The organism is Kitasatospora sp. NPDC056446, from assembly GCF_042796115.1.
Taxonomy (GTDB): domain Bacteria; phylum Actinomycetota; class Actinomycetes; order Streptomycetales; family Streptomycetaceae; genus Kitasatospora.
In genome coordinates this window covers 99,521-112,600 of the sequence record NZ_JBHTRF010000026.1, presented here as the reverse complement: position 1 = coordinate 112,600, position 13,080 = coordinate 99,521, and the positions used below count along the sequence as shown (strand labels likewise).

10 protein-coding genes are annotated in these 13,080 nt (G+C 74.5%); 7 read left to right on the top strand and 3 right to left on the bottom strand.

What is annotated here, in order from left to right:
- The first annotated feature begins 107 nt into the window (after positions 1-107).
- Positions 108-449 (top strand): hypothetical protein, encoded by a 342-nt coding sequence (locus tag ACFQ6N_RS18615; RefSeq protein ID WP_380650183.1) that lies wholly within the window; start codon positions 108-110, stop codon positions 447-449.
- A 46-nt stretch (positions 450-495) separates the two neighbouring features.
- Here ACFQ6N_RS18615 and ACFQ6N_RS18610 read toward each other — a convergent pair whose 3' ends face one another.
- Entirely contained in the window at positions 496-2,019 is a 1,524-nt protein-coding gene (locus ACFQ6N_RS18610) for a threonine/serine exporter ThrE family protein (RefSeq protein WP_380650182.1), read from the bottom strand.
- A gap of 212 nt (positions 2,020-2,231) precedes the next feature.
- A complete protein-coding gene (locus ACFQ6N_RS18605; protein ID WP_380650181.1) occupies positions 2,232-2,921 on the bottom strand; it encodes a TetR/AcrR family transcriptional regulator in 690 nt (229 codons plus the stop codon).
- Positions 2,922-3,135: 214 nt separating this feature from the next.
- On the opposite strand from ACFQ6N_RS18605, the gene ACFQ6N_RS18600 reads away from it, so the two are divergent.
- Both ACFQ6N_RS18600 and ACFQ6N_RS18595 read left to right on the top strand, forming a co-directional pair.
- Positions 3,136-3,786 (top strand): SRPBCC family protein, encoded by a 651-nt coding sequence (locus ACFQ6N_RS18600; RefSeq protein WP_380650180.1) that lies wholly within the window; start codon positions 3,136-3,138, stop codon positions 3,784-3,786.
- Positions 3,787-3,944: 158 nt separating this feature from the next.
- Positions 3,945-5,780 carry an alkaline phosphatase family protein gene (locus ACFQ6N_RS18595; RefSeq protein WP_380650179.1) on the top strand — a complete coding sequence of 612 codons (1,836 nt, stop codon included), beginning with the start codon at positions 3,945-3,947 and terminating at the stop codon, positions 5,778-5,780.
- Positions 5,781-5,976: 196 nt separating this feature from the next.
- Here ACFQ6N_RS18595 and ACFQ6N_RS18590 read toward each other — a convergent pair whose 3' ends face one another.
- Entirely contained in the window at positions 5,977-7,968 is a 1,992-nt protein-coding gene (locus ACFQ6N_RS18590; RefSeq protein ID WP_380650178.1) for a LamG-like jellyroll fold domain-containing protein, read from the bottom strand.
- A 264-nt stretch (positions 7,969-8,232) separates the two neighbouring features.
- Here ACFQ6N_RS18590 and ACFQ6N_RS18585 point away from each other — a divergent pair, with 264 nt between their 5' ends.
- The 4 genes from ACFQ6N_RS18585 to ACFQ6N_RS18570 all read left to right on the top strand — a co-directional run bounded on the left by ACFQ6N_RS18585 (position 8,233) and on the right by ACFQ6N_RS18570 (position 12,967).
- On the top strand, positions 8,233-8,460 hold the full coding sequence (locus tag ACFQ6N_RS18585) for a hypothetical protein (RefSeq protein ID WP_380650177.1): 228 nt from the start codon (positions 8,233-8,235) through the stop codon (positions 8,458-8,460).
- A 188-nt stretch (positions 8,461-8,648) separates the two neighbouring features.
- Positions 8,649-9,830 (top strand): AI-2E family transporter, encoded by a 1,182-nt coding sequence (locus ACFQ6N_RS18580; protein ID WP_380650176.1) that lies wholly within the window; start codon positions 8,649-8,651, stop codon positions 9,828-9,830.
- A 163-nt stretch (positions 9,831-9,993) separates the two neighbouring features.
- A complete protein-coding gene (locus ACFQ6N_RS18575; protein WP_380650175.1) occupies positions 9,994-10,329 on the top strand; it encodes a GNAT family N-acetyltransferase in 336 nt (111 codons plus the stop codon).
- 271 nt (positions 10,330-10,600) lie between these two features.
- The gene (locus tag ACFQ6N_RS18570; protein WP_380650174.1) at positions 10,601-12,967 is read left to right on the top strand and encodes a phosphatidylinositol-specific phospholipase C; all 2,367 of its coding nucleotides are present in this window, start codon (positions 10,601-10,603) and stop codon (positions 12,965-12,967) included.
- Positions 12,968-13,080: the final 113 nt, after the last annotated feature.

The following is a 13,080-nucleotide window of genomic DNA, read 5'->3' as shown; positions in this document are numbered from 1 at the left end:
CGCCCGTGGTGCGCCGGGCCGCCCGGGTGGCGCGGCCGTGCCGCGCCACCCGTGCCGGGCCGCCGTCCCCGGGGGCGGGTGGCGCCGGGCGGACGTAGGTTGCCGACATGAGCAGTGACGAGACGGTCCCGTCCGTGGGCGTGCGCCCGCTGGACGAGGTGTTCGCCGCGATCGACACGGCCAACCGGCGCCCGCGGCCCTGGACCGGCTTCGAGCACGGCGTGCTGGGGGCCTACCGGTGGGCGGCCGGGGCCCAGGTCGCGGCGCCCGTCACCGCCGCCGCCGCGGTCGGCACGGCCGAGCCCTGCCGCGCGCAGCTGCTGGCGGAGTGCCAGGCCGCGGCCGCCGGGATCCGCCGGGCGCTGGCGCAGGGCGCGGACCACGCCTACGTCCTGGGTGCCCACCGGGCGCTGGCCTGGCTCTGCGGGCTGCACGAGGACTGCCCCTGACGGAACCGGGCCCGCGCCCGGCCGGCGGCGCCCGGTCCGGCCGCCCTCACCGGCGGTGGCGGCCGCCCTGCCGGCGGGCCGGCGGGGCGGCGCGCGGTGCGGGGAGGAAGAGCCGGGCCAGTTCGCGGCCCAGGTTGACGCCGATGGCCAGGGCCATCGCCATCGCGGCGGCCCGCCCGATGCCGCTCAGCCCGTCCTCGGGCCGGCCCCGGACGAAGGCGAGCATCCCGAAGTACAGCACCGACCCGGGCAGCAGCGGCCCCAGGGCCGCCGTGACGTGCGGCAGCACCGGGCTCCCCCGGTAGCGCGCCATCAGCTGGCCGGACAGCCCGACCAGTCCGGCGGCGAGGCCGGTGGCCAGGATCGGCTCCGCACCGGCGTTCGCCAGCACCCCGTACGTCGTCCAGCCGGCCGCGCTGTTCAGCAGGACGGCGGGCAGCGTGCCCGGCTCGGTGTTCAGCAGCACCGCGAACGCCAGCGTCAGCAGCACCGCCGCGGCGAGTTGCAGCGGCGGGTTGACCGCCGCGGCCGGGACGTCCTGGGCGGCCAGGTCGGCGCCGTTGTTGACGCCGACGTACAGCACCGACATCACCCCGATCACCACGCCGGCCATCAGGTACAGCGCTTCGAGCAGCCGGGCGGCGGCGGTCAGGTAGAAGCCCGCCAGGCCGTCCTGGGCCGCCGCCACCATCGGCCAGCCCGGCAGCAGCGCGAACAGCCCGCCGGTGATCACCACCGATCCGCGCAGGTGCAGCCCGTTGAACGACAGCAGGATGCCGGTCACGGCGGCCGGGGTCGCCGCCACCACGAACTGGTAGAAGGCGGGGAGGTCGTGGCGCGCCACCAGGGCCGAGAGCCGGTCGCCCGCCAGGGCCGCGACGACGGCGCTGGCGAACACCAGCCAGGCCCGGGCGTCCGTCCGGCCGCCGACCAGCAGGGTCGCGGCCCCGGCCAGCAGGGCGCAGCACAGCAGGAGGACCCGGGCGGGGTAGCGGCGGCTGCGCCGGTGGACGGCCACCAGGCGGGCGTGGGCGTCACGGACGGTGATCCCGCCCGCCGTGACCTCGGTGACCAGCCGGAAGACGGCGGCCAGTCGCGCGTAGTCGCCGGCCGGGCGGCGGACCGAGCACTCGGCGGTCAGCGGCGCTTCGGAGGCCCCCGGCTGGTACGAGATCGCCACCCGGGTGAAGGTGACCTGCGGATCGCACGGGTGGATCCGGTAGGCGCGCGCGACGGCGAGCATCGCGGCCTCGACATCCTCCGCCGCCTCGCCGCTGGCCAGCAGCAGCTCCCCCACCAGCAGGGCCAGGTCCAGGACCCGGGCCGGTTCGGCGGGCCCGGGCGGCTCGGCGCAGGCCGGGCCCGGCGCCAGTCGGCGCTCGGCCGTCGGGGTGCGCAGCAGCGGGAGCATCCGGTCGGGCCAGGGCGCCTCGGCATCGCCGTCCCCGGGGCCGGACGGCGCCTCCCGGGCATCGCTTCCGGGCGCCGGGGTCTGGTGCGGCACCCGTGACGGACGGGCCGGACGCCCGTCCGAACCGGCGCGCGCGCCGAGCTGATCGTGTTCCGACATCGCGACTCCCTGACCCCACCCCCTGTCCACTCGCTGCAGCCGGTCAACTACCCGGCGTGTGGGTTCTGTGAACGTCCGGCGGCCGTGCGCGCCCGTCCCGGTCGGAGTGCGACCGGCCGTACACGCCCCGACGCGCCGCGCGTGCCCGCCCGGGGAGTGACCTCGGGCGATCCGGGCCGGCCGGTCGGCCGGGGAGCCGCGCCCGGCGGCGGTCAGACCCGGGGCGCCAGCAGGCCGGCCAGCTCGGCTTCGAAGAGCAGCCCGGGGTCGAAGCCCATGCCGGTGAAGTGCCCGGCGAGCTCCAGGGAGAGGACGCCGTGCAGTCGGGTCCAGAAGGCCAGGAAGCGGTGGAGCGCGGCGGAGCCGGCGGGGTGGTCGCCGACCCAGTGCCGGTGCGTGTCCAGGTGGGCGTCGAACCGCGCCCCGGGCGCGTCCGGGGTACCGGGCTCGTCCGGGACACCGGGCTCGTCCGGGGCAGCCGCCACGCAGGCCGCGAGCAGCGTCCGCATCATCTCGTCGGCGATGGCGGTGGTGTCCGCGGGCGCGTGGTACCCGGGGACGGGGGTGCCGTAGACCAGGAAGTACCGCTGGGGGTCGGCCAGGGCCCAGCCGCGCAGGGCGCGCGCCAGCCCGGCGAGGTCGGCGCCCGCCGCGGCGGCGGCCGCGAGGGTGTCGGCGAGGCTGCGGTAGGCGTCCCGGACGAGCTCGGTGATCAGTTCGTCGCGGCCGGCGAAGTAGCGGTAGAGCGCGGGACCGCTCAGGCCCATCTGCTTGGCGATCGCGTTGAGGGAGAGAGCGGAGGCGCCGGCCGTGGCGATCTGCTCCCAGGCGTGCTTCTTGACCTCTTCGCGCAGTTGGGCCCGGTAGCGCTCCCGCGGGGTGTCCGCGCCCGTCTTCGCCATGGCCTGCCCGCTCCTCGCATCGTTCGACTATATGTCCACGCTTTCGTTAGACGGTATCACGATGCCCCTTGACCGCCTGCCCGCCCGTCAGTTACAACTTCTCACGAACGCATGAGTCTCTAGCCGAACCGGCGAGGCTCATCCCCCCGCGCCATTCCCGACGGCCGCCACAACCGCGACGGCCGCGCTGACCACCACGACCAAGGGGAGCCCCATGTCCGCCACCCGCCGCACCCGCGCCCGCAGCACCGGCGCCCGCGCCGCCCTCGTCACCGTCCCGCTCGTCCTCGGCCTGCTCGGCTCCGCCGCCGCGCCCGCCGGGGCCGCCGTCCCGGCCCGCCCCGGCGCGTCCCTGACCTGCCGCGGGGCCGGCGTCGACCCCGACGCCCGGGTCCGCTACCGGACCGAGGCCGTGATCCACGCACCGCTGCGGACCGTCTGGAGGATCCAGACCGACATCGCCCGCTGGCCGTCCTGGCAGACCCCGGTGGCGACCGCCGAACGCCTCGACCACGGCCCCCTCCGCCGGGGTTCGGCGTTCCACTGGACCACCCCGCTGCCCCCGAGCCCCGCCACCACGGCCACCACCCTGGACATCACCTCGACCGTCCGGCAGCTGCGCCCGGGCTCCTGCATCCGCTGGACCGGCCCCGCCGACGCCGAGGGGCTGCACATCGACGGCGTCCACGTATGGAACTTCACCCCGGTCGACGGCGGCGTCCTGGTCCGCACCGAGGAGACCCACACCGGCCCCCAGGTCGACGCCGCCGTGCCCGCCGCGACCGAGATCCTCCGCCAGGGCCTCGAAGGCTGGCTGCACGACCTGAAGGCCGCCGCCGAGTCCCGCGACACCCCGGGCTACTGAGCCGGCGGGCGGCCGCGCCGGTCCATCCAGGGTTCACATGTACACGTAAACCCCCGTTCACCTCGCCCGTCTAGCTTCTTGCCGCCCCGCCGCCCCAAGATCCACGCGGCGGGGCCCCGAAACCGACATCGAAGAACCTGACGTTCGAGGTACCAACCATGTACGCACCTCCCACCCGCACCCGATGGCTCCGCTCCGGCGCCGCCCTGGTCGGCGCGGCCTCGCTGGCGGCCCTCGGCGGCGCGCCCGCCGCCTTCGCCGCGGACGGCCCGCAGACCGCCACCCCGATCAAGCACCTGGTGGTGGTATTCCAGGAGAACGTCTCCTTCGACCACTACTTCGGCACCTACCCGGACGCGGCCAACACCGCCGACGACAAGGTGCGGTTCACCGCCAAGCCCGGCACCCCGAAGGTCGACGGCCTCTCCGACGACCTGCTCCACCGCAACCCCAACGGCACGAACCCGAAGCGCCTCGGCCCGGCCCAGGCCGTCACCTGCGACCAGGACCACACCTACAAGGACGAGCAACTCGCCTTCGACCGCGGCAAGATGGACAAGTTCGTCGAGCACACGGACGTCGAGAACTGCAAGGCCCCGATGTTCACCCAGCCCGGTCTGGTGATGGACTACTACGACGGCAACACCGTCACCGCCCTGTGGAACTACGCCCAGCGCTTCGCGATGAGCGACAACTCCTTCGGCACCACCTACGGCCCGTCCACCCCCGGCGCGCTCAACCTGGTCTCCGGCCAGACCCACGGCGGCTACCCGGTCGACCCGAAGACCGGGCAGAAGACCACGGACGCCTACGTGGTCGCCTCCCCGGACGCCGACGGCGTCGGCACCGTCATCAACGACCCGGACCCGGGCTACGACGAGTGCTCCAACCCCCAGCACAACCAGCTGGTGATGACCGGGAAGAACATCGGCGACCTGCTGAACGACAAGGGCGTCAGCTGGGGCTGGTTCCAGGGCGGCTTCAAGCCGACCGACGCCAAGGACGGCAAGGCCGTCTGCGGCGCCGCGCACGCCAACATCGTCGGCGCGTCCCAGACCGACTACAACCCGCACCACGAGCCGTTCCAGTACTACAAGTCCACGGCGAACCCGAAGCACCTGGCGCCCAAGGACGTCGCCGAGATCGGCCACGACGGCCTGGCCAACCACCAGTACGACCTCACCGACTTCGACGCCGCCCTGCAGCACGGCAGCCTGCCCGCCGTCAGCTACCTCAAGGCCGCGAACTACCAGGACGGCCACGCGGGTTACTCCGACCCGCTGGACGAGCAGCACTTCGTCGTGGACACCCTCAACAAGCTCCAGAAGTCCAAGGACTGGGCCTCCACCGCCGTCGTCGTCGCCTACGACGACTCGGACGGCTGGTACGACCACAAGTTCGCCGAGCCCGTCAACGGCTCGCGGGACGCCGCCAACGACAGCCTCGGCGGCGCCGGCCAGTGCGGCAAGGACGCCGGCCGGGGCGGCTTCGCCGACCGCTGCGGCTACGGCCCGCGCCTGCCGCTGATGGTGCTCTCGCCGTACGCCCGGGCGAACTTCGTGGACCACACGGCGACCGACCAGTCCTCGGTCCTGCGCTTCGTCGAGGACAACTGGAAGACCGGCCGGATCGGCGACACCTCCTTCGACGAGCAGGCCGGCTCCATCGAGGGCATGTTCGACTTCAAGAGCCCGCAGCCGGCCACCCTCCTGCTCGACCCGGCCACCGGCCAGCCCGCCGGCGGGGCCACCCCGACCGGGCAGCCGACGACCGGGCAGCCGACCGGCTCCTCCTCGGCCCCGGCCGGCCCGACGGACGGCTCCGGCGGCGGCACCGCCGTCGCGGCGCCGACCGGCAGCGCGTCCGGCCCGGCCCTGGCCGTCACCGGCGCGGACTCCGGCACCCTGCCGATCGCGGTCACGGCCGTGGCGCTGCTCGCGGTCGGCGGCGGCGCGGTGTTCCTCGCCCGCCGCCGGCGCGGCCACCGCGCCTGACACCCCACCAGGCGGGCACGGCACCCCCGGCAGCGCCGGGTCCTCGTCGAGGGCCCGGCGCTGCCGGCCTTCCCGCGCCGGCCTTCCCGCGCCGGTCGGGCGGTCAGATGGTCGGGCGGGTCAGGCGGTCAGGCGGGTCGGACGGTCGAGCGGGTCGGACGGTCGAGCGGGTCGGACGGTCAGGCAGGCCAAACGGTCAGGCGGTCATGAACTCCCCCACCCGCAGCGCCCGCCGCACGATCCGGACGTCGCCGACGTACCCGTGGAACACCTTGTCCAGCACCCCCGCGTAGGAGTAGCCGCCCAGCATCCACGGGCGTCCCAGCGTGGCCAGCCCGACCGCGGGCGTCGCCGGGTTGCGCGCCACCTCGCAGCCGTCCACGTACATCCGGCTGAGCTTCCCGTCGTTGACGACCGCGACGTGCCACCACGTGTCGAGCGGCAGCTGGTGCCCCCAACAGGTCGACGAACCGGTCTGGTTGAGCGGGTACACGCACCACTGCAGTGCCGGAGCCTCAGAGAGGCTGAGCGTCACGACCGGCTCCTCCGCGTCCGTCCCCGGGCCGCTGCGGCCCGCCTCGCCCGCCGTCCCCCAGCGGCTGAGCAGCGCGGACCAGCGGCTCTGCCCGGAGTCCCAGTCGGCGGGCAGCCGGCAGAAGGCCTCGACGGTGAAGCCCCGGTCGAAGGTCTCCCGGTTCAGCGGCGCGGTCGGCGCGGTCTGGAAGTAGCCGCCGCGCACCGGCGAGCGGGTGCCCCGGAACAGCAGGCTGCCGTGTCCCGGCTGGTCCGGGTGGTGGTCGGAGGACCAGGTGAGCGCGGTGTCCGGGGTGCCCGGGGCGCTCTGCCGCAGCAGGTCGTTGCCCTGCCCCGTCAGGTCCTTGACGACCTGCTGCGCGGAGACGGCCGTACCGTCGCCGCCACCGCCGTCGAAGCGCCAGTAGGCCGCGGTGTCCCGGACCAGCATGTCGCCCGCCCGGCGGGCCGGGCGCCGCGGCACGGGGGCGAAGCCGGCGAAGCGCCGGTCGAAGTCGACCGCGAGCGAGAAGCGGTCCACGTCCGAGGTCAGCTCGGCCTGCTGCGCGGCCAGCGTGTTGCGCTCCTCGGCCGCGATCTCCTGGATCCACGGCGAGAAGGTCGACACGTCGATCGTGTTCCGGTCGAGGTCGAAACGGTACGCCCGGACCATCGCCGCGCCGCCGTAGTAGCGGTCCTGGTAGTTGGTGATGTGGACGTGGACGTCATGGCCGGCCCGGTTCTTCAGCACCGTCCGGCCGGGCGGCCAGTAGTGCCCGTTGACGGTGAGGAAGACCTGGTCGTTGCCGCTGATCAGCCGGTCCCAGAGCCGCTTGCCGTAGTCGGACAGCTCCGCCCGGCCGCTGTCGTCGGCGTACGCCAGCTCGTGGGTGGTGAGGATCACCGGCAGCTTCGGGTGGGCGGCGATCACCGCGTTCGCCCAGGCGAAGCCCGCGTCGGAGAGCCGCCAGTCCAAGGAGAGCAGCATCCACTCGCGGCCGCCCGCCCGGAACACGTGGCAGGTGTTGTAGCCGTCCGGGCTGGAGCCCCGGTAGCCGGACGTGCGGGCGGCCCTCGCCGGGCCGAAGGCCTCCAGGTACGGGGTGCCGCCGCGCTGGTCGTCGGTCGACGAGCGGACGTCGTGGTTGCCCGCGAGCACCCCGTAGGCCGCTCCCGCGTCGTCGAGCAGGCCGAACACCTTGGAGACGGCCGCGTACTCGACGGCCAGACCGTTCTCGGTGACGTCGCCGAGGTGGGCCAGGAAGACGATGTTGTCGTCCGTCCCGTCCTCGCGGTTGACCCCGCCGTCCAGCACGTAGCGCACCGACGCCTCCAGCGGCGCCGGGTGGATCCGGTCCTGGTCGAACAGGTACTGGGTGTCCGGCATGACGACGACGGTGAACTGCCGGGCGTCCGGGTCGGGCTGCCAGCGGCCGTGGCCCTTCCCCTGCTTCGCCTTCCCCGGCTCCGCGCCCGTCCCGCCCGCCGCCCCGGGCCCGGCCGCCTGCGCGGGCACCGCGCCGAGCAGGCCCAGCCCCGCGGACCCGAGCCCGGCCCCCAACAGGCCCGCCCCGCGCAGGAACCGGCGCCGGCCGGCCGCGGCCGGTCCGTCCCCGTCGAGGTCGGCCGTGCGCGGGCACTCGCACGCGCGCCCGGAGTCGTGGTTGTCGTGCATGTTCGCTCCCGGAAGTGGTGGGGGCCCTGACGGTACGTACCGGGAGCGGTCGGAGATCATCGCCGGGACCACGCGACGCTGAACAACGGCCGAATGCGACGGGCGGCCCGCCGGCCGGGGCCGGGGCCGGAAGGCGGCGGGGCCGGGCCGGCAGGCGGCGGGGCCGGGCCACAACCATCCCACCGGGCCTGGCCCGGTGGCCGTTCGGCGGACCCCGGGGTTGCATGGACTGACCGAGCCCCCAGCGATCCCGGAGGTAGCGCCGTGTACGAGATGTGGGCCGAGCACGACCCGGCGGTGTCACCGCCCGCCGTGGTGTGGCACGTGGTGGCGAAGGACGACGCGAACTCGTCCCTGTGCGGGCGGTTCCTGGAGCCCTCCCAGCGCGTCGTCCCGGCGGGGGACGCCGCCGCCGAGGCGCCCGGGCCGGACCGCTACTGCGATCCCTGCCTGATCACCGTGCGCGAGGCCCTGGCGGCCGGCGCGCGGTAGCCCGCGTTCCACCCGCCGGCGGCAGGCCCCGGCCCCGGCCCCGCCCCCCCCGGACGGACCGCTGCGGTTCGGTTCGGCGCGCTCCGGTGCGGTTCGACGCGCTGCGCGACCGTCACGGAGCGAACCCCCGCCTCCCGGGCCGTCGGGGCGTGGGACGACACCCCCCGCCGAGCCCGAGGAGACCGCCCGTGGGACCGAACGGCGCCGGACCCGACCGCCGGCCCGTGCCGCTGGGCAGCCGCCGCCCCCGGCTGCCGGCGCGCCGGCCCCGGGCGGGGGCACCGGGCCCCGGGCCGGTCCCGTCCGGGGAACGCGTGCCCTCCGGGCTGCGGACCACCGCCGGGTACACCTGGCGGCTGGCGCTGCTCGGGCTCGCCGCCTACCTGGTCGTCGGCGTCCTCGCGCTGCTGGAACTCCCGGTCGTCGCACTGTTCCTGGCACTGGTCCTCACCTCCGTCCTCCGCCCGCTGGTCGACCTGCTGGCCCGGGCGACGCCCCGCGCGCTCGCCGTCCTGCTCACCTTCCTGTGCACCCTGCTGGTCGTCGGCGGGGTCCTGGCACTGGTCGGCACGACCATCGCCGACGAGTGGGGCCGGCTCGGCGACGAACTGCGCGGCGGCCTCGGCCGGATCGACCGCTGGCTCACCGGCTCCCCCTTCCACCTGCGGCCCGGCACGGTCACCGATCTGCGGTCCAAGATCGGCGACTTCGTCTCCGCTCACCGCTCCGCGCTGCTCAGCACCGCGCTCAGCGGGGCCGGCCGGATCGTCGAGCTGGTCACCGGGCTGGCGCTCGCGGTGTTCTGCTCGGTGTTCTTCCTGCACTCGGGCGATCGGATGTGGTCCTGGGCGCAGCGGCAGCTGCCGGCCCGGAGCCGCTCCGGCTGGGACCGCGCCGGCCGCGCCGCCTGGCGCACCTTCGCGGGCTACACCCGGGGCGTGCTGATCGTGGCCGCCTCCAACGCCGTGCTGGTGGGCATCGCGCTGGCGATCCTGGGGGTGCCGCTGGTCATGCCGCTGATGGTGCTGGAGTTCGCGGCGACGCTCGTGCCGCTGATCGGCTCCCCGATCGCCCTGGCCGTCGCCGCCGTGGTCGCGCTCGCCGCGCGCGGCCCGGTGGTCGCGCTGCTGGTGCTCGCACTGATCGTGGTCATCGGCCAGATCGAGGGCCACCTGCTGCATCCGCTGGTGCTCAGCTGGTCGGTGCGGATCCATCCGGTGGCCATCGCCGTGTCGGTGGCGGGCGGCGCCGTGCTGGCGGGGGTCCTGGGCGCGGTGGTCGCGGTGCCGGTGGTGTCGGTCGCCTGGGCGGTGCTCGGCGAGTTGCGCAGCCGCGGCGCGCCCGACCGCCCGGGCCGGGAGGCTCCGTGACGCACCGGCTTCCCGACGCGGACGCGCCGGGATGGCCTGGGGCCGGAATGACCTGGGGCCGGGATGGCCCGGGGCCGGGTGGCCTGGCAGGATTCCCGCTGACCTGTGCCGGAGGGGCCCTTCGCCGCCCCGCCGGCACGCACCGCGAGCGAAGGGCCACCCCGTGACCACTCCCAGCACCGTCGTCGTCGAGCGGGCGGACGACCGGAACCGGTACGAGATCCTCGTCGACGGCGGGCTCGCCGGCTTCACCGAGTACCGGGACCACGAGGAGCAGCGCGTCTTCTTCCACACCGAGATCGACGAGGCCTTCGCCGGGCAGGGCCTCGCCTCGCGCCTGGTGCAGGAGGCCCTGACGGACGTGCGCGCGACCGGGAAGCGGATCGTGCCGATCTGCCCGTACGTCGCCAAGTTCCTGCTGAAGCACGAGGAGTTCGCCGACCTCACCGACCCCGTCACCCCGGAGGTCAAGGGCTGGCTGCGGACCCGGCTGCACTGACCGGGCCGCCCCGGACCCCGGCCGCCCGGCGCCCGCCCGACACCCTCCTGACGGCCTGGCGACACCCTCCGGACGCCTCCGGGAAACCTGTCCGACGGCCTCCCGAAACCCTCCCGTCACCGGGCGGAAAGGGGTGGCCGGGCGTCGGGTCCGGGGCCCGCTGACCGCTCCTCCGCGGGCCCGGATCCGGCTGAACCCGGCGGGGCCCGCGCCCCGTGGTCTCCGCCGGGACGGGCCGGTCGGCCCGTCCGGTCCGGAGGAATGAGAACCCATGCCCGAAACACCGCTCGCCCCCGCGCGCGGAGCGGGAGGCGTCGCGCGCACGGTCGCGCGACTCCTCGTCGCACTCGCGCTCCTGCTGCCCGGCCCGCTCGTGGCGGCACAGTCCGCCGCCGCGGTCGGGAGCACCGTCGCCGACGCCTTCAACAACCTCGGCCCCACCCCGCTCACCGACTGGATGAGCGCCGTCCCGGGCTCCACCTCGCTGGCCCGGATGTCCGTACCCGGCACCCACGAGACGAACGCCATCCACGGCGGCGACTACGTGCAGACCCAGCAGGACTTCGGCGACAGCGGCCGGACCCTGGCGGCCCAGCTGAACGCCGGTATCCGCGCCGTCGACGTCCGGGTCCGGATCGTCGAGAGCAACAAGTTCGCGATCCACCACGGCGCCTACTACCAGCAGGCCAACTTCGACGACGTGCTGCAGAGGTCGCAGGACTTCCTCCGGCAGCACCCCGGCGAGACGATCCTGATGCGCCTCAAGGCGGAGTGCGTGGGAGGGCTCGGCGGCTGCAAGGACGACGCCCCCTCCGCGCCGTCGAACAGCTGCACCGGCAACGTCCCGTGGACGTTCCCGGGGGACCTCTCGGTCACCCAGCAGTCGAACATGGTCATCTTCTGCGACTACCTCAAGCGGTACCCCGGCCTGTTCTACGCGCCGTCGGTCCAGCTGAACGTGACGACGCCGGACCCTGCGCAGAACCGGACCGGCGGGTTCACCGTCCAGAAGAGCGCCGTCCCGATGCTCATGGAGACCCGCGGCCACATCGTCCTGACCAACTACGACGGCCCCGCCGGAGGCGACTACGGCCTCGGGATCGACAACTACGCCGGCCACATCGAGGACCACTACCAGTCCCCGACCACGGTCTCCAAGCTGGCCCTGGTGAAGACCAACCTGGAGGCCGCCGCGAACGCGACGGCCCCGGAGGACGCCAAGGCCGTGTACGTGACGTACACCTCGGCCTCCACCGTCCCCGGGAACCGGCCGATCCAGTACGCCGGCGGGTACTCGGACGACTTCGGCAACGTGACGGACGGCGTCAACATCGGGCTGCTGGGCTACCTCAACGACCCCGCGAGCCCGATCGGGAACACCGCCAACCGCCTCGGCGTCGTCATGATGGACTTCCCGGGCTGGGCACTCATCCAGAACGTCATCGCCCACAACCCGGTGCCCCGCACGCCCCCGACCCCGCCCGGGCCCGCCCCGGCCTCCGTCGACGGCGCCTACTCCTTCCTCACCCAGGCCATGGACAAGTACGGCACCGGTGACGAGAAGCTGCGGATCCCCCGCAGCTACCAGGGCGGCTACTTCGACAGCTCCGCGTTCCCGGCCGGCGGCTTCCAGGCGTCCTTCACCTACGACAACGCCCTGGTCATCACCGCGCTGCTGCAGCGCCCCACCGGCAGCAACCTCAGCCACGCCGTCGCCCTGGGCAACAGCCTGCTCTACGCGCAGGCCCACGACCCCCAGCTGGTGGACGGGCGGCTGCGCGCCTCGTACGAGCCCGACCCGTTCGTGACGCCCGCCGGGACGCCGTACGTGGGCGGGTACTCCGTCTACACCGGCAACATGGCCTGGGCGGGCATGGCGCTCACCCGCCTCTACAAGGCGACCGGGCAGCAGTCGTTCCTGTACGGGGCCCTGGACATCGCCGGCTGGATCCAGAACAACGCGCACGACAGCCGCGGCGTCGGCGGCTACACCGGCGGCCAGGTCCAGTCCGAGACCCCCGGCTCGGTGCCCACCAAGATCACGTGGAAGGCGACCGAGCACAACATCGACACCGGCGCGTTCTTCGCCATGCTCAACAACGTCACCGGGGTCCAGGTCTGGAAGGACCGCTCCGACGAGGCGTTCGCGTTCGTCCGGTCCATGCGGACCGCCAACGGCCACCTGTGGACCGGCACCGGCCTGGACGGGGTGACGGTCAACGAGGACTACGAGCCGGAGGACGTCCAGACCTGGAGCTTCCTGGCCACCCTCGACCCGGCCTACGGGACGGCCGTCGACTGGGCGGCCGGCCGGCTCGCCGTCACCGACGGCCCCTTCAAGGGCGTCAGCTTCAGCGGCAAGGACACCTCCAAGGTCTGGTTCGAGGGCACCGCCCACCTGCTGGCCGCCTACAACGCCCGCGGGGCGGCCGGTGACGGCGCCAAGGCCGGCGTGCTGCTGGCCACCCTGCAGAAGGCACAGACCAGCGCCCCGAACGCGGACGGCAAGGGGATCGTGGCGGCGTCCCGGGACGGCCTGGACACCGGGCAGGGGGACCTCTACTACTCCTCCCTGCACACCGGCACGACCGCCTGGTACCTGATCGCCGCTCAGGGCGGGAACCCGTTCCGCCTCTGACCCGGCCGGAGTGGGGGGTGGGGCGGGGGGGCGGAACCCACCCCCCGGGGGGGGGCCCCCCCCCCCCCCCCGACCCCCCCCCCCCCGTTTTAAAACAACAGACAGGCCCCCGG